Here is a 16644-nt window from a genome sequence, read left to right on the forward strand (position 1 = left end):
CACGCCGACCCGTCGAGGTCATCCACCCCACGGCTCCAGGCGCCCGTACCCGTGCAGGACCGCGCCCTCGTTGTCCGCGTTCACCCCGGTGGCGAGCACCTCGCCTGCCACCACGTCGTGGGTCCCTGCCTCGACGACCCATTGCGTGCGGGCCTCCAGCCAGGCGGTCGCGACCTCGAGGATCGCGGCACCACTGCGCTCACCCTCGCGGTGCGGAACCCGGACGAGCTGGTCCAGCAGCGGCCTCCCCGGGTCGCTGAGCCAGCGCGCCGCTGCGCCGCCCTCTCCGCCGAGGATGCTGGCCGCCCAGCGCTCCCCCACCTCGACCGCCTCACGCAGCCTGCTGTCGCGGTGCACGGTGAACAGCACCACCGGTGGCTCGAGCGAGGCCGAGACCAACGAACTCACGGTCGCGGCGACATCGTGCCGCCCCGCACGCGCCGTCACCACCGACACGCCCGAGACCAGCCGCGACATCGTGCGACGCAGCTCATCGGGCCCGACCTCGGTCATCAGGAGTCCGCGAACCAGCGTTTGGGCAGCAACGCAGGCAGCAGCAACGCGGCAGGGATCGAGCCGAGCAGCCACGCCAACCCGATCGGCTCTCCGGTCACGAGCACGTCGTCACCTGGTCGCACGTACGTCATCACGATCACCATCAGCACGGCCGCGACACCGAACACGAGCTGGCCCACGCGGTCGACGAACGTCCGTGCCAGCACGCCACCCGCCACCAGCGCCAGGAGTGCCGCCAGCACGCCCCACGGCGGTGACACGCGGTGGAACGCGGTCCCCACCGCCGCGACCATCAGTCCGAGCAGCAACGAGAACGTGATCATCGTGGGTCGGAACCATCGCCCGCCCTCGGTCTTGGCGGCCTCGGTCGCCATCAGGCGCCCGACGGCGGAGCGAAGGTTCTCGGGTTCTCCCCACCCGGGTGCGAGGCGCAGCCAGGCACGGTCGTGGATCGGCTGCAGCAGCCCGTTGCTCAGTGCGTACCAGCCGGCGGCGGGCTCGCGTATGCCCGGTTGTGCCACGAGCCGGGGCAGCTGGACCTGGCTGCGGTGGGCGTGCATCGCCGCGAGGAGCTGCGGAAGCTGCGGCGTGGTGTCGATCTCGAGGTCGATCTGTCCGTCCGGCACCACGATCGATGCCTGCGGCCCCACCGGATCCGGGAGCGTCAGGGTTGTGCCGCCCTCGCCGACGCTGGGGAGATCAGTGCGCGTGCGCAGCCACTCCTGCGCGGCCGTCACGGCGGCCTGCGGGCGGACCATCCACGCCACGAAGGCGGGCCGGTGCTGCGACGCAGCCACCGCCGCCATCGCGGCCTCGTGCACACGGACATGGTCGGGGTGCCCGTAGCCGCCGCCTGGCTCGTCGAGCAGCACGAGGTCGGGCAGAACCCGGTCGATGACCGCCGTGAGCGCGGCGATCGGGCGCTCGATCGCGGTGACGCTGAGCGCGTCGGGTCCCGCATCGGCGGACGGCAGCGCCCGGACGTGCCTGGCCCCCTCATCCCAACGCATGCCGGAGTCGAGGAGGCGAGCACCGCCGTCGACGGCATCCAGGAACAGATGGTCGCTGATGCCGAGCGCGGTGAGCGCACGCTCGAGCTCCCCCACCCGGAACGCGGCCAACTCGGCCGGGTTCTCGGTGAGGTGCGCGAGGTCGGCGCCGATCATCTCGCCCCGCTCACCACGGGTGCAGGTGACGACCGTGACGTCGCAGCGGCTCGCGAACGCGGCGACCAGCCCGCCTGCGGTGAGGGTCTCGTCGTCGGGGTGCGCCGCGACCACGAGCACGCGGCGGATCTCGGCCTCAGGCGCCGCCTCCCCGGCCGCGACCCCCTCAGCCGCCGGGGCTGGGCCGGCGGTCGGGGGGAGCTGGGAGGGGGTCGCCATGGTCAGGCGCGGCGGGCGCGGGAGGCCGCCTTGGAGCGCTCGTTGCCGTCGAGGATGACCTTGCGGATGCGCACCGACTCGGGCGTGACTTCCACACACTCGTCGTCGCGCGCGAACTCCAGCGACTCCTCGAGCGTGAGCGTGCGGGGCGGTGTGAGGTTCTCGAACGACTCCGCGGTGGAGGAGCGGATGTTGTTGAGCTTCTTCTCCTTGGTGATGTTGACGTCCATGTCGTCGCCGCGCGAGTTCTCGCCCACGACCTGGCCCTCGTACACCTCGGAGGTCGGCTGGATGAAGAACGAGCCGCGCTCCTGCAGGGCGAGCATCGCGAACGGGGTGGCCGAACCGGCGCGGTCGGCCACGAGCGAGCCCGTGGTGCGGAACTCGATGGAGCCGGCCCACGGCTCGTATCCCTCGGAGATCGAGGACGCGATCCCGGTACCGCGGGTGTCGGTGAGGAACCGGGTGCGGAACCCGATGAGGCCACGCGAGGGCACCAGGAACTCCATCCGGACCCATCCGGTGCCGTGGTTGCTCATGGTCTCCATGCGGCCGCGGCGCTGCGCGAGCAGCTGGGTGACCGCGCCGAGGTGCTCCTCGGGCACGTCGATCGTCATGCGCTCGACCGGCTCGTGCAGCTTGCCGTCGACCTCGCGCGTGACGACCTGCGGCTTGCCGACCGTGAGCTCGAACCCCTCCCGACGCATCTGCTCGACGAGGATCGCGAGCGCGAGCTCGCCGCGGCCCTGCACCTCCCAGGCGTCCGGCCGCTCGGTGGGCAGCACCTTGAGCGAGACGTTGCCGATCAGCTCGCGGTCGAGCCGGTCCTTGACCTGCCGCGCCGTGACCTTCGCACCCTTGACGCGGCCCGCCAGGGGCGAGGTGTTGATGCCGATCGTCATCGAGATCGCCGGGTCGTCGACCGTGATCAGCGGGAGCGGTCGTGGGTCGTTCGGGTCGGTGAGCGACTCGCCGATCGTGATGTCCTCGATGCCCGCGACGGCGACGATGTCACCCGGTCCCGCCTCCTCGGTCGGGACCCGGTCGAGTGCCTCGGTGCGGAGCAGCTCGGTCACCTTGACGTTCGTGGTGGTGCCGTCGCGGCGCGCCCACGCGACCACCTGACCCTTGCGCAGGGTGCCGTTGAAGACGCGGAGCAGCGCGAGCCGACCCAGGAAGGGCGAGGCGTCGAGGTTGGTGACATGCGCCTGCAGAGGCGCGCCGTCGTCGTAGGTGGGCGCCGGGATCCGCTCAAGGATCGTCGAGAACAAGGGCTCGAGGTCCGGGGAGTCCGGCAGGTCGCCGTCGGCGGGCTGGGTGAGCGATGCGCGACCGGCGCGTGCGGAGGCGTAGATCACCGGCAGGTCGAGGACCGCATCGAGGTCGAGCTCCTCACCGCCGGGCTCCTCGGCCAGGTCGGAAGCGAGCCCCAGCAACAGGTCGGTGGTCTCGGCGACCACCTCGCTGATGCGCGCGTCGGCGCGGTCCACCTTGTTGACCACGAGCACCACGGGCAGCCGTGCCGCCAGCGCCTTGCGGAGCACGAAGCGCGTCTGCGGCAGCGGACCCTCGGAGGAGTCCACCAGCAGCACCACGCCGTCGACCATCGACAGACCGCGCTCGACCTCGCCGCCGAAGTCCGCGTGGCCACGGGTGTCGATCACGTTGATCGTCACGCCCTCCGGGTGGCCGGCGGCAGCTGCAGCCGGCCCGGAGTATGCCACCGCGGTGTTATTCGCGAGGATCGTGATGCCCTTCTCACGCTCCAGATCCCCGGAGTCCATCGCACGCTCGGCCACGTCGGCGTGGTCACCGAACGCACCGGACTGCCACAGCATCGCGTCCACCAACGTGGTCTTGCCATGGTCGACGTGCGCGACGATCGCGACGTTGCGCAGGTCGGTCCGCGAGCTCACGCGCGGCCCTCACCGGGCTCGTCGGAGCGGCGTGAGGGCACCGCGGTGCTCCGTGAGATCGTCATGCGTGTCCTTTGTCGGGCAGGGGTCGTCGGCACGGGGCGCGGTTCGGCCCCGACCAGCTCCGGCTGCGGCAGCCGGGTGCGGCGGCGGCCGCGCCGGCACCTCGTGGATGGCTCCACGAGGACGCAGCGCAGCAGCTCATGCACGGGAGCGCAACGGTTCGAGCTGATCTGTACGTCCTTAGGATCCCACGGTCCTGCCGCGCTGGCGAAATCGTGGCCCGTGGTACCGGTGGCCGACCGCCCGGCGTGCCGGCTCAGATACCCGACGGCCCTCGATCGGAGTTCGGGCGGTCGTCGGCGTCGGCACGGTGGCTGTCTGCTTCCAGGTCCTCCTCGAGGGCGAGCTCGGCCGCCGCAGCCTCGAGCAGAGCGTCTCGCCGCTCACGCCGGATCTTCTGCTCACCCGGGTCGGGCACCGGCACGGCCGCGATCAGACGCTGCGTGTACGGGTCCTTGGGGCTCTGCACCACCTGCGCGGCCGAACCCAGCTCCACGAGCTTGCCGTGGTGCATCACCGCCACCCGGCTCGAGACCATCTCGACGACCGCCAGGTCGTGGCTGATGAACAGACAGGCGAACCCGTGCTCACGCTGCAGCTCCTGGAAGAGCTCCAGCACACGCGCCTGCACCGACACGTCGAGCGCCGATGTGGGCTCGTCGGCGACCAGCAGCTTCGGCTCGAGGCTCAGGGCGCGGGCGATCCCCACGCGCTGCCGCTGACCACCCGAGAGCTCGTGCGGGTAGCGGTTGCGCATCGAGCGCGGCAGCTCGACCTGATCGAGCAGCGCCTCGACGCGCTTGCTCAGCTCCGGCCCCTTGATCCTGGTGTGCAGCATCAGCGGCTCACCGATCGACTCCCCGATCGGGAGGCGCGGGTTGAGCGAGCTGCCCGGGTCCTGGAACACGATGCCGATCTGCTTGCGCAGCGGCTTCAGGTCGCGCGGCTTGGCGCCAACCATGTTGAAGCCGGCGATGTCGAGCTTGCCGCCGGTCACCGGAAGGAGGCCGACGACGGCCCTCCCGATGGTCGTCTTGCCCGAGCCGGACTCGCCCACCAGACCGACGACCTCACCGGCGTTGATGCTCAGCGTCACGCCGTCGACCGCTCGGAACGCAGGCGCGCGGCCACGCTTCGGGTACTCGATGATCAGGTCTTCGGCGACCATCACCGGCTCGCCCATCGGGGTCTCGCCGCCGTGCTCACGCTCGTGCTCGGAGATCTCGACCGTGCTGTGGGCACCGAGGTGCGGCACCGCAGCCAGCAGCTGCTTGGTGTACTCATGCTTCGGGTGGGCGAAGATCTGCTCGACATCGCCGCTCTCGACGATCTGACCGCGGCGCATCACCACGATCCGGTCAGCCATGTCCGCGACCACACCCATGTCGTGGGTGATCAGCACGATGCCGGAGTTGAACTCGGTGCGCAGATCCCGCATCAGCTTGAGGATCTCCGCCTGCACCGTCACGTCGAGCGCGGTGGTGGGCTCGTCGGCCACCAGCAGCGTCGGGTCGTTGGCGAGGGACTGCGCGATCATGGCGCGCTGGCGCTGGCCGCCCGAGAGCTGGTGCGGGTAGTAGTTGACCCGGATCTCCGGGTCCGGCAGCTCCACGAGGGTGAGCAGCTCGATGGCCCGCGCCCTCGCCTCCGCCGGGCCCATGTTCTGGTGCACGCGCAGCGTCTCGATGATCTGGAAGCCGACCGTGTACACCGGGTTCAGCGCGGTCATCGGCTCCTGGAAGATCACCGAGATGTCCTTGCCGCGCACCCGGCGCAGCTTGGACTGGCTCATCCCGATCAGCTCTTGCCCGCCGAGCGTCGCACTTCCGCTGGCGCGCCCGTTGGGCGGTAGCAGACCGAGCAGCGACATCGACGACTGCGTCTTCCCCGAGCCGGACTCACCCACGATCGCGACGACCTCGCCGGGGTGCACGTCGTAGCTGACGTCCACCGCCGCCGGGAGCCATTCGCCGTCGACGAAGAAGTCGACATCGAGGTTGCGCACCGACAGGATCGGCTCCACGGCGTCCGCGGAGCTCGGCGATTCCGTGGTCTGCGTCATGCTTCTCGCCCCTTCGTCAGGCTCTGCGATGATGGCCAGGTGCCGACCGAGCCGGGATCCGTGGAGACGTACAGGACCGCCTTCTCGCGCGTGATCGCCGTGCTCGTCGCGGCTGTGTGCGCGATCGGCCTGGTGATGACCGCGGTCGCGGACCTGTCGGCGACCGCCCGCGGCGGCTGGCCGTTCGTGGTCGTCGGCGCCGGCGCGTGGGCCTTGTTCTGGCGCCCGTACGTCGAGCTCAACGACGCCGAGGCCGTGCTCGTCAACGTCTTCCGGACCATCCGGATGCCCTGGGTGCGGGTCACGGCGATCGACTCTCGATGGTCGTTCACGGTGCACACCGACGAGCGCCGGTACTCGGCATGGGCCGTGCCCGGAGCGAGCGGCATGGGTACCCGGGCGCGCATGATGCGCAACCGCGGCGCGGCGGGTGAATCGAACACGGACGGCAACAACGCCGCAGCGGTCGCACTGGCCGCTGCGGAGCGGATGCAGCAGCTGCGCGACGCCGGCCACCTGGGAGCACCGCGCTCGGACATCCCGGTCACAACGACGTGGAACGTGCCGGTGCTCGCGGTGGCCGCCGTCGTGGCGGTGTTCACGGCGGCCGGGGTGCTGCTCTGACGGATCGCCGTCACGAGTCACTCACCGGCTGGTTGGTGGCTGCACGACGCGCGGCGCGCGCCATCTTTCGCTCGGAGGGGATGCGCTTCTGACGTGGGTCGAACGCATCCCGTAGCCCATCTCCGATGAAGTTCACGCTGAGCGCGATCGCGACGATGAACAGACCGGGCCACCAGAACAGCCAGGGCCGGGTGGAGAACGCCGACTGGTACTCCGAGATGAGGTACCCCAGTGACACGTTCGGGAACGTGATGCCGAATCCGAGGTAGGACAGTCCGGTCTCCAGGAGCACCGCCGTGGAGAGCAGCAGCGTGGTGTTGACGATGATCACGCCCATGGCGTTGGGGATCATGTGCTTGAAGATGATGCGGGTGTTCGACGCTCCTGCCACGCGTGCCGCATCCACGAACTCACGCTCACGCAGCGAGAAGAACTCGCTCCGGACGAGTCGCGCGAGCCCGGGCCACACGACGAGGCCGAGCACCAGTGCGAGCGGCACCGGGTCGGCGCCGCCGAACTGCTTGCCGAGGACAGCGCCCAGAACCACGGTCGGCAGGATGATGATGAAGTCGGTGATGCGCATCAAGATCTGGTCCGGGACACCGCGGAAGAAGCCCGCGACGGCACCGACGAGCAGCCCGACAGCAGTGGCCACCCCACCGAGGAGCAGCATCACGAGAACCGACGTCTGCACGCCCTGCATCGTCATGGCGAACATGTCACGCCCGAGCACGTCCTGACCGAACGGGTGCTCGCCGATCGCGAACCCGGTACCGCCGAGCCACGTGGGCATGGTGAGCGTGGGCATGCCGCCGTTGACGATGGCGTAGCGGGTGACCGGCTCCTTGCTCCACCAGCCGCCGATCGGGCCGAGCCCGATCGAGGTGTAGCCGACGAGCACGATCAGGCCGAAGACGGCGAGACCGATGACCGCTCCCCGGTGGCGGAAGAATCGACGACGGACGATCTGGCCTTGCGAGAGCCCTTCCGTCTCGCGCAGCTCGATCGCGTTCTCAGCGAGCTCCGCTGCGCCGACGGGCTCGGCGTCCCGAGGACTCTGGTCACTCATGCGAGTTCCTCCAGGTGAGTCGTGGCGTTCCTCATGGTCGCGTTGCTCATGCGTCCACCCGGATTCTGGGGTCGAGCACCGCGTAGATGAGGTCGGCGACCATGTTCGCGACGATCGCCAGCGCGGCGACGATGATCAGGTACGCCATCACGGGTTCGATGTCGTTCATGTCGAGGTTGGTGAGGAACATCGCGCCCATGCCGGGGCGGTTGAAGATCCGCTCGGTGATCAGCGCACCGCCGAGCATCGTGATGATGTCCACGGGCACGATCGTGGCGAGCGGGATCAGGGTGTTGCGGAAAGCGTGACGCATGATCACGGTGCGTTCGTTGAGCCCCTTGGCGCGTGCCGTGCGGATGTAGTCCTGATTCATCGTCTCCAACATCGTGGCCCGCGAGTAGCGCGTGTAGCCGGCGAAGGAGATCAGCAGCAGCACGAGGGTCGGGAGCACCAGGTGCGAGTAGGTGTCGAGCGCCCCGATCCAGAAGTTGCCGCCGAGGTTCGGGGTCCGGTCACCGGTGGTCGCGATCGGGCGACCGCTCAGCGCTCCGAAGTACGTGGGCCATGCCTGCAGCAGCCGGTCGATGGTCACATAGACGGCGAGGAACACCGCCAGGATGGCCGCGGTTCGCGCGGACTGCCCCTTGTCCGGGCCGCCCCAGGCCAGTCCGACCGCGGCGCCGACGGCCGCAGCAACCACGGCGAACACCAGCAGCAGGCCCCAGTTCATCACCGGCGTGAGGAACGACCAGCCGCCGCCGAAGTTCAGGTAGGCGTAGATGATCAGGCCCACGGCGACCGTCGACATCGACGCTCCGAGTGCCCGGCGGTTGCGCAGCCCGGTGGAGACCGCAGTCACAGCCAGCGCCGTGGCCACGCCCAGCACGAGCTGCAGCACGATGTTGATGTGTGGTCGCAGCCACCAGTTGGACAGCTGCAGGTAGAGGAACACCCCCGAGGTGGCCGCGGTCGCCGCGACGAACACCGTGATGCGGCGGCGCAGGTCGCCGCCGATCGCCAGCATCCAGATCACACCGGCGAGGGCACCGATCCCGATGATCACGGGGATCGCGAGCGTGGGATCGCGGAGGAAGTCGTTGTAGCCGATGGCGCCCCACTGCTTGAGAAGCACTGCCACCCAGAAAGACGGAAGCGAGAACAGCAGGAACGAAACGAACGTGATCAGGTAGTCGAAGGAGGTGTACTGGCGCAGCGCGCTGACGATACCGACGGCGACGCCGAGCAGGATGGCGATGATCGTCGACATCGTGAGGAGCTGGATCGTCGAGATGACCGCGCCGGAGAGCATGTCCCCGACGGCCCGCCCGGTGTTCCACGAGGACCCGAGGTCGCCCGTGACGAACGCGCCCAGCCAGGAGATGTAGCGACTGATGACCGAGTCGTCGAGCCTCAGCAGCTCGATGCGCTGCTCGATCAGCATTGGTGTGTCGACGCCGGGGCGGGTCCGCAAGTCTTCGAGCGGATCGATCACGGCAGCGACCATCACGTAATACAGAAAGCTCGCGACGAGCATGATGGCCAGGCCGGACAGGACGCGGCGAATCAAGAACCTGAGCATGCACAACCTCGTGGACTGGGCGGTGGTGGCCGAGACGTTACTCGCTCGGCACCGCAGATGTGGGTGGACGCGGCGAAAAAGCGGACAGGGGTGCCGGTGGATTCACCGGCACCCCTGCCACGGGTGCAGACGGGGTCTAGCCCTCCGCGTCGTCCTCGGTCATCTCCTCCGAGGTGGGCTCGCCGGCGGTCTCACCGGTGGTGTCCCACTCCCAGAAGTTCCAGAACACCGTCGGGCTCAGCTGGATCGGGTTGATCCCCGTGACCGTGTTGCGGTGCACGTCGATCGCCGGGTGCTGGTAGATCGGCAGGCCGAACGCGTCCTGAACCAGGATCTCCTCGACCTGGCCCTGCAGGTCGCCCTGCGCGGCCGGGTCGACCGTCACGGCGATCTCGTCCAGCAGACCGTTGACCGTGTCGTCGCTGAATCCGTAGAAGTTGTTGATCGCGTCGGTACGGAAGTTCGCGTCCGAGTTGGTCTGCGAGGTGTTGGTCGACTGCCAGCCGAAGATCGCCGCGTCGTAGACGGACGTGTCCTCGAGCAGCGAGCCCCACTCCGCGTCGGAGGCGTCAACGATGTTGAACAGACCCGATGCGGAGTACGCGTCGGTGACCAGCTGCAGCTGGTCCTGGCGGCGCGTGTTGAGCGAGTCGGTCAGCAGACGGACGTCGATCGGCGTGGTGACACCGGCCTCCTCGATCAGCTGCGTGGCGCGGTCGACCGACTCCTGCGGGACGTCGGCCGGGTAGGCCGCCTCGATGCCGCTCGCGGTGACGACCGAGTCGTACAGCGGCGAGCCCGGCACCTGGGTGAAGGACTGACGCACCACGGCCTCAGGGTTGAGCGGGGTGACCAGCGTGTCCACGATGTCCTGACGCGGGAACAGCAGCAGGAAGGCTTCGCGCACGGCCCGTGCGGTCTCGGCGTCGTCGTCGTAGGTGGCGGGGTCGAACGGGCCACCGTTGTTCTGCGCCATGTCGACGTGCTCGTAGGTCGCACCCTCACCGGTGATGATGGTGTAGTCGTCACCGAGGGCCTCGGCGGCGAGCAGGATGTCGGTCGTGGCCTGCGGCTCGATGACGTCGACCTCGCCGTTCTCCAGCGCCTGCAGCGCTGCCATCGGGTCGCCGTTGTAGCGGATGGTCACGCGGTCGACCTTGGGCTGCAGGTCGCCCGTGTAGTTCTCGTTGCGCTCGAGGGTGACGTACTGGTCACGCACGAAGTCCGTGAGCAGGAAGGCGCCGTTGGAGAGGTACAGGTTCGGGTCGTCCGGGAGCGTGTCGCCGAACTGGAACCCTTCGTTCCAGAACCGCGAGATCTCCGAGAGTGCCTCACGGTCGTCGTTGTTGATCGCGTCGATGAGGGCCTGCTTGGCCTCCGCCGGGTCCTCGATGTCGAGAGCGTTCATCGCCACCACGTGCGCGGGGACGCCGACGCTCGGGAACGCCAGCTCCCAGTCCGCGAACGGCCGGTCGTAGACGTAGGTGATCGTCTTGTTGTCCTCGCTGATCTGCGGGGTCGGCTCGACGTACGCAGCGAGCGCGGAGGTGCCGTTGAAGTAGACGTTGTCGTAGACCTCGTCCTCGTTGACGATGTTGCCGTCTTCGTCGGTCTCGATCTCATCGTCGGTGATCGTGTTGAGGTGACCGCTCGCGGCGGCCCAGCCGAGCAGCATGTCGGCGGCGTCCACGGGCGTTCCGTCGGACCAGTTGACGCCGTCGTTGAACGTGAACTCGACCGTGAGCGGGTCATCGCTGACGAGCTCGTAGGTGCCGAAGGACTCGTCGGGGGTGATCTCGAGGTTCTCGTTGAAGTAGTTGAACCCGGAGTTCATCAGGTAGAGCACGATGGAGTTGGCCGTCGCGTTACCGGTCTGCGAGTTGCCGTTGTACTCGTAGAACGACTGGTTCCAGTTCAGCGTGATCGACGAGAGGTCACCCAGGCCCTCTCCATCGCCGTTGCCGTCCCCGTCCGTGTCACCTGGTTGGCATGCAGCGAGCGCAAGCGCGGCCGCTGTCACCGCCGCCCCTACCGTGACTAGTCGCCTGGTCTTCAAAGTTCCTCCTAGGAACGTGATGGTTGGTCCCCGCCGCCGGATCGTTCGGGCCGGGGTTTCCCCCATGGACGGCACACACAGGTGCCTGGGATACGGGGCAGCATAGGCACCCACACGATACGCGGTGTCGTCTCTCTAGGTGAGATCGCCTGCATCGTTACCGAGTTGAGACCCGATCGCCACGCCCGCAACCTGGACGTAACCTAGCGAGTACACAGTCGGGTCTCAGCCCGGCAACGACTTGACCAGCCGCTCGTCGGACTCGGTCGCCACGTGCGGGCCCTCGTGGTCGACGTAGGTGTAGGTCGTCGTGCTGATCTCACCGGTGCCCACGTAGCCCAGCCGCTCGTAGAGTCGCCTGGCCCGCGAGTTGTCGAGCCCCACGCCGATGCTCAACCGCCCCGTTCCGAGGTGGCGCTCCGCCGCCCGCACGATCGAGGTCCCCACGCCCTGACCACGGCTTTCCGGATCGACCTGGAGATGGCGCAGCTCGGGGTTCGCGCCCAGCATGAGCTCGCCATGCCCCACGACGACGCCGCTCGCCACCGCGAGCAGGTAGACCGACTCGCCGCGCTGCTGCCGCGCGAACAACCGGACGGCGATGTCCGCGCCGGGCGGCTCGGCCGCCGTCAGGCCGGGGAGGTCGCTGGGCGTGCACGGGCGAATCTCGAGATCGCGCTGGTCTCCTGGTTCCGACACCTGGCCAGCATGCCGCAGTCGCACACCCGCTGCGCCACACTCGGACGGTGGACGACCTTGAGGTACCGCCGGGGCCCGGGGCTCCGCGTGGCCTGACACTGCCGGCCACCGAGCTCCTCGAACAGTTCTCTCGCTCGTCCGGCCCCGGTGGGCAGGGCGTCAACACGGCCGACTCCCGGGTTCAGCTCAGCATCGATCTGGGGACGACGACGGCGCTCACCGAGATGCAACGAGCGCGCGTTCTGCAGCGGTTGGCTCCGCGGCTCGCGGGCACGGTTCTGATCGTCAGTGCCGAAGAGCACCGCTCCCAGCGACGTAACCGTGCGGCGGCGCGGATTCGGCTCGCCGAGATCCTGCGCGAGGCGCTGGTCCCGCCGGTGCCCCGCAAGGCGACCCGACCGACCAAGGGTTCGCTCCGCCGTCGGGCAGAAGCCAAACAACGGCGCTCGGCGATCAAGCGGGATCGCCGGCGCCCTGATCACCCATGACCCGAGCCTGTCCGCGAGCGGGCTCCTCCCGGAGCCCGAACCGGCGGAAGACCGGGACGAGTGCTGCCGGCGCCCACCAGTTGGCATCGCCGGCCAGGCGCATGACGGCCGGGACGAGGATGCCGCGGATGAGGGTCGCGTCGACGAGGATCGCGACCGCCACACCGATCCCGATCATCTGCAGATACATGACCGAGCCGGTGGCGTAGACCGCGAACGAGACCGCGAGGGTGAGCGCGGCGGCGGTGATGAGCGGCGCACTGCGCTGCAGCCCGGTGAGCACGGAGCGCCGGTTGTCGGCGCTGCGTTCGTACTCCTCCCGGATCCGGGACACCATGAACACCTCGTAGTCCATCGAGAGCCCGTAGACCACGCAGAACATGAGGATCGGGAAGGCTGGGTCGAGGCTGCCCACCGGCGTGAAGCCGATCAGATCGGCGAGGAAGCCGTTCTGGAACACCATGGTCAGCACCCCGAACATGACGCCGACGCTCAGCAGGTTGAGCACGGTGGCCTTGAGCGGAATGAGCACGCTCCCGGTGAGCAGGAACAACAAGATGAACGTGACGGCCAGGATGAGCCCGGCGATCAGCGGCAGCCGCTCGAGGAGGGCGTCGCGGAAGTCGGCGAGCTGCGCGGGGTAGCCGCCCACGAGCGTGCCCTCGAACGGGCTGTCGAGTGCGCGAATGTCGGCGACGAGTCGGGAGCCGCCGGCACCCTCGAGCGCGTCCCGACTGGGCACGGCCTCGAACCTCATCAGGTCACCGGAGGCGAGCCGGTCGTCGCCCTCGGCGATCCGGGCGCCGTCGGCGTAGATGCCGACGGGCGAGTTCACCTGGACGATCCCGTCGATGTCCGACAGGTGGGCGGCGTACTGACCCACCTCCTCGTCGGCGGGTGAGGCGCCGCCGGTCTCGATGACCTGGATCGCGTCGTTGGCTTCAGCCGTGAAATCGGTGCGGAGGTGGTCGTAGGCGTCCCGCACGGAGGAACCTTGGGCGAGCACACGGTCGTCGGGGACCCCGATCTGCAGGCCGAGTGCGGGCGAGGCCAGGGCGAGAAGCACGACGACGGCGGCACCGCCCCAGAGCACGGGTCGCCTCATGACTCGGTCCCCGAGTCGGTACCACCGGCCCTGCTCCACCGGCCTCGAAGGCGGCACAGCGGAGCCGCGGCGAGCCATGCGTTCGCCGATCACCGCGAGCGCGGCGGGCAGGATCACCAGCGCGCCGACGGCCGCCGTGACGACCGTGAGCACGCCTGCGTAGGCGAAGGAGCGCAGGAACGCAAACGGCAGTGCCAGCAGCACGGCGACCGAGGCTGCCACGGTCAGCCCGCTGAACAAGACGGTGCGGCCGGCCGTGTTGAGTGTCTCGCGGAGCGCGAGCTGCACGGTGGCGCCGTTGCCGAGCGCCTCGCGGAATCGTGAGATGACGAACAGGCTGTAGTCGACGCCGAGCCCGATGCCCATGACGAGAACGATGTTCGAGGCGAAGCTGGCGATCTCGACGACGGCGGTGAGGGCGCGCAGCCCGGCCAGGGTCGCGATCACGGAGAACAGCCCGACGCCGAGCGTCAGCAGCGCCGAGCTCATCCGCCGATAGATGATCACCAGTAGCGCGAGCATGAGCGGGATGATGATCAGCTCGGCGCGGACGAAGTCCTCGGTGGCCTGCGCACTGATCTGCGTGGACGCGGCCTCGGAGCCCGCCACCTGCACGGTGATCGCTGCATCCGCGCGCGTGTAGGCGGGGATGTACTCGGCGATGGCTGCGCGCGCCTCGGTCGCGTCGCCGGTGACGTGCGCGAGCACGAGCGCCGAGGCGCCGTCCTCGCTGCGGAGCGTCGCGTCGCGCTCGAGCGACCAGTACGACCACACCTCACCCACGGCATCCTCCTGGGCGAGCTCGTGGGCGACGGCGGTCGCCGCCGCCGCGACGGCGGGTTCGTCCACGTCACCACCTGTGGCGGAGACGAGAAGGATCAGGTTGGCGTTACCGGTGGCGAACTCCTCGCGCAGGACCTGCTGCGCCGCCACCGATTCGCTGCCGGCGGCCTCCCATCGGTTGAGCACGAAGGACGAGAGTGCTCCTGCCGCGACGGCGATGAGCCCGGCGAGCACCACGAGCGAGGCGATCAGCACGGGCCACCGCCGGCGATAGCTGAGCGCGCCGAGGCGTTCGAGTGCGGTCGTTGGGGGCGGGGCGTCGGTCACGATGCTTCTCCGAGGGACGTGCGCGGGAGGCGCTGCTAGCCTGATGCGAGCAGATGCTCACATTTAGAAGATACGAGTGAATGCTCGCATTTGTCCAGCGGTGGAAGGGAGGAGACGTGACCGGCGAGTCCGCACGCTCCGAGAAAGCGCGGGCGCAGCCGCGCCGCCAGGCCCGAGGTCAGCAGCGGATCGAGCAGATCCTTCATGCTGCCGCCGCGGTGTTCGCCGAGCGCGGTTACGACGCAGCCACGACCAACGCCATCGCGGCACACGCCGGCATCTCGCCCGGCTCGCTGTACCAGTTCTTCACGAACAAGGACGACATCGCCCGGGCTCTCGCCGACCACTATGCGGGCCAGCTCACCGCCCTGCGCGCCGAGGCCTTCACGTTGGACCGAGCAGCGAAGGCCAGCCTCGAGGACCTCGTGGACGCGGTTCTGGGTCCGCTGATGGCGTTCAACCTCGCCCACCCGGGATTCAAGGCCATCTTCGCCCGCACGGACATGCCCGCCGGCCTCCGCGAGGCCGTCGCTCCCGTGCAGACCACCATCCATGAGCGGGTCGTCGATCTCCTCGGGCTCGTCATGCCCGACCGCCCACACGGTGAGCTGGTGCGCACAGCGACCGTCGCGATCCAGATCGTGCGCGGCATGACGCCGCTGATCACCGACGCGAGCGGACCGGAGCGCGACGCTCTCAGCGCCGAGCTACGCACGGTGCTGATCAGCTACCTACGCAGCCGGGCCGCAGACGTGCCACGTGGACAGCATCCCGCCGGGACCTGATCACGCGAGCGATTCCTGGAACGCGGTTCGATCGATCGAGGCACACACGCACCGGCGTTGTCTCCTGGGCACAGACCCAGTACCGTGAGGCCAGCGCGACCGAGGCGCACCTGGAGAGTCCGGAAAGGGCCATGCCCACTCGTTCATCGACCATGGATGAGCTCGAGAACCTCAGGAAACGCGCCAAACTCTTGGTACGCCAGCACCGAGCCGGCCTGTACCCGGTCGCCGCACGCCTACGTCAGGCACTGCCGCGGTTCGCGGGTCTCGACGATCGCGACGTGCTCGCGGCGGACCTCGCTCTGCACGAAGCGCAGGAGGTCCTCGCGTCTGAGCTCGGGTTCACCTCGTGGTCCGAACTGAAGGAGAACCCACCGATGTCTGTCACCGACACCTCCGCGCCGCAGCTTCAGCGAGCGAACGCGCAGATCTTCGTCACCGACTTCGCGCGAGCGCTGACGTTCTACGGCACCACTCTCGGATTCGAGACCGTGTTCACCTACGGTGAGCCCGCGTTCTACGGCGAGATCCGCCGCGGCGATGCCAGCGTGAACCTGCGCCATGTCGACACCTCACCGTTCCATGCCGATGTACGCGATCGGGAGCAGCTGCTGGCGGCGTACGTGACGACAACGAACGCCAAGGAGCTCTTCCTCGAGTTTCAGGCTGCGAGGGTCGAGTTCCAGGAGCGGCTGCAGGTGAAGCCGTGGGGAGCCAACGAGTTCGTGGTCCGCGATCCCGACGGCAATCTCATTCTGTTCGGGACGCCGGCGCCCGCGGTGATATCCGACCGCCAGTGACCGGGAGCCGCCGGAGCCCGAGCACCGAACCAGCGAGCCGGCCGTCACAGAGGACGCGCAAGTGGCGTAGCAGGCGTCGGATCTATCACCCGCGCGCGGCGCCGCCTGTTGTCAGGCTGGATCGAGGTCTGCTCGACGCCCGCCACCCATGGCAACATCGCGCTACTTCTTGCTCGTCAGTCCGGTACGAAACTCCGCCGGGGCGCCGTCGCGGTTCTCGACATCATCGACACAGGACTGGATCAGATCCAGTTCCTCCCTTTGACCCTCGGCGGCCCGGCCGCTCCATCGGCGGCCATCAGCACTCACTGCGGCGAAGAGATTGAAGCCCGGCCCCTGCCCGCCGTGTCCGACGACCGTCACCGGCTGCCCCTTGGTCATAACCCC

At 68.8% G+C, this 16644-nt stretch carries 14 protein-coding genes; 4 read left to right on the plus strand and 10 right to left on the minus strand.

Annotated features, from left to right (window positions below; genetic code table 11):
* Nucleotides 1–18: 18 nt before the first annotated feature.
* The 4 genes from ACOJSN_RS10900 to ACOJSN_RS10915 all read right to left on the minus strand — a co-directional run bounded on the left by ACOJSN_RS10900 (nucleotide 19) and on the right by ACOJSN_RS10915 (nucleotide 5942).
* The gene (locus ACOJSN_RS10900; protein WP_420112524.1) at nucleotides 19–513 is read right to left on the minus strand and encodes a flavin reductase family protein; all 495 of its coding nucleotides are present in this window, start codon (nucleotides 511–513) and stop codon (nucleotides 19–21) included.
* A complete protein-coding gene (locus tag ACOJSN_RS10905) occupies nucleotides 513–1901 on the minus strand; it encodes a PIG-L family deacetylase (protein ID WP_420112525.1) in 1389 nt (462 codons plus the stop codon). Before ACOJSN_RS10905 ends, ACOJSN_RS10900 begins: the two co-directional genes overlap by 1 nt.
* A gap of 2 nt (nucleotides 1902–1903) precedes the next feature.
* On the minus strand, nucleotides 1904–3817 hold the full coding sequence (typA, locus tag ACOJSN_RS10910; protein ID WP_420112526.1) for a translational GTPase TypA: 1914 nt from the start codon (nucleotides 3815–3817) through the stop codon (nucleotides 1904–1906).
* A gap of 319 nt (nucleotides 3818–4136) precedes the next feature.
* On the minus strand, nucleotides 4137–5942 hold the full coding sequence (locus ACOJSN_RS10915; RefSeq protein WP_420112527.1) for an ABC transporter ATP-binding protein: 1806 nt from the start codon (nucleotides 5940–5942) through the stop codon (nucleotides 4137–4139).
* A gap of 39 nt (nucleotides 5943–5981) precedes the next feature.
* On the opposite strand from ACOJSN_RS10915, the gene ACOJSN_RS10920 reads away from it, so the two are divergent.
* Nucleotides 5982–6566 (plus strand): hypothetical protein, encoded by a 585-nt coding sequence (locus ACOJSN_RS10920; protein ID WP_420112528.1) that lies wholly within the window; start codon nucleotides 5982–5984, stop codon nucleotides 6564–6566.
* Between the two features lie 10 nt (nucleotides 6567–6576).
* On the opposite strand, the gene ACOJSN_RS10925 is transcribed toward ACOJSN_RS10920, so the two are convergent.
* The 4 genes from ACOJSN_RS10925 to ACOJSN_RS10940 all read right to left on the minus strand — a co-directional run bounded on the left by ACOJSN_RS10925 (nucleotide 6577) and on the right by ACOJSN_RS10940 (nucleotide 11969).
* Nucleotides 6577–7635 (minus strand): ABC transporter permease, encoded by a 1059-nt coding sequence (locus tag ACOJSN_RS10925; protein ID WP_420112529.1) that lies wholly within the window; start codon nucleotides 7633–7635, stop codon nucleotides 6577–6579.
* Nucleotides 7636–7681: 46 nt separating this feature from the next.
* Nucleotides 7682–9214, minus strand: a complete 1533-nt coding sequence (locus ACOJSN_RS10930; RefSeq protein WP_420112530.1) for an ABC transporter permease — start codon at nucleotides 9212–9214, stop codon at nucleotides 7682–7684.
* Between the two features lie 136 nt (nucleotides 9215–9350).
* A complete protein-coding gene (locus tag ACOJSN_RS10935) occupies nucleotides 9351–11234 on the minus strand; it encodes an ABC transporter family substrate-binding protein (protein ID WP_420112531.1) in 1884 nt (627 codons plus the stop codon).
* A 261-nt stretch (nucleotides 11235–11495) separates the two neighbouring features.
* Entirely contained in the window at nucleotides 11496–11969 is a 474-nt protein-coding gene (locus ACOJSN_RS10940) for a GNAT family N-acetyltransferase (protein WP_420112532.1), read from the minus strand.
* A gap of 47 nt (nucleotides 11970–12016) precedes the next feature.
* Between ACOJSN_RS10940 and arfB the strand changes: the two genes are divergently transcribed.
* On the plus strand, nucleotides 12017–12457 hold the full coding sequence (gene arfB / locus ACOJSN_RS10945; protein WP_420112533.1) for an alternative ribosome rescue aminoacyl-tRNA hydrolase ArfB: 441 nt from the start codon (nucleotides 12017–12019) through the stop codon (nucleotides 12455–12457).
* On the opposite strand, the gene ACOJSN_RS10950 is transcribed toward arfB, so the two are convergent.
* The gene (locus ACOJSN_RS10950) at nucleotides 12423–14672 is read right to left on the minus strand and encodes an MMPL family transporter (RefSeq protein ID WP_420112534.1); all 2250 of its coding nucleotides are present in this window, start codon (nucleotides 14670–14672) and stop codon (nucleotides 12423–12425) included. The genes arfB and ACOJSN_RS10950 overlap by 35 nt on opposite strands.
* Nucleotides 14673–14788: 116 nt before the next feature.
* Here ACOJSN_RS10950 and ACOJSN_RS10955 point away from each other — a divergent pair, with 116 nt between their 5' ends.
* Nucleotides 14789–15457: a TetR family transcriptional regulator gene (locus ACOJSN_RS10955; RefSeq protein WP_420112535.1), complete on the plus strand. Its 669-nt coding sequence runs from the start codon at nucleotides 14789–14791 to the stop codon at nucleotides 15455–15457.
* Between the two features lie 152 nt (nucleotides 15458–15609).
* Entirely contained in the window at nucleotides 15610–16257 is a 648-nt protein-coding gene (locus ACOJSN_RS10960) for a VOC family protein (protein ID WP_420112536.1), read from the plus strand.
* A gap of 162 nt (nucleotides 16258–16419) precedes the next feature.
* Here the strand turns inward: ACOJSN_RS10960 and ACOJSN_RS10965 are convergent.
* A partial coding sequence (locus tag ACOJSN_RS10965; protein ID WP_420112537.1) for a hypothetical protein occupies nucleotides 16420–16644 on the minus strand: 225 nt, incomplete at its 5' end.

The organism is Pseudactinotalea sp., from assembly GCF_048594945.1.
Taxonomy (GTDB): Bacteria; Actinomycetota; Actinomycetes; order Actinomycetales; family Beutenbergiaceae; genus Pseudactinotalea.

Excerpts from the sequence above, each read along its gene's own strand:
- ACOJSN_RS10900 (WP_420112524.1), bottom strand. The coding sequence starts at position 513 with ATGACCGAGGTCGGGCCCGATGAGCTGCGTCGCACGATGTCGCGGCTG.
- ACOJSN_RS10905 (WP_420112525.1), bottom strand. The coding sequence starts at position 1,901 with ATGGCGACCCCCTCCCAGCTCCCCCCGACCGCCGGCCCAGCCCCGGCG.
- ACOJSN_RS10915 (WP_420112527.1), bottom strand. The coding sequence starts at position 5,942 with ATGACGCAGACCACGGAATCGCCGAGCTCCGCGGACGCCGTGGAGCCG.
- ACOJSN_RS10925 (WP_420112529.1), bottom strand. The coding sequence starts at position 7,635 with ATGAGTGACCAGAGTCCTCGGGACGCCGAGCCCGTCGGCGCAGCGGAG.
- ACOJSN_RS10930 (WP_420112530.1), bottom strand. The coding sequence starts at position 9,214 with ATGCTCAGGTTCTTGATTCGCCGCGTCCTGTCCGGCCTGGCCATCATG.
- ACOJSN_RS10960 (WP_420112536.1), top strand. The coding sequence starts at position 15,610 with ATGGATGAGCTCGAGAACCTCAGGAAACGCGCCAAACTCTTGGTACGC.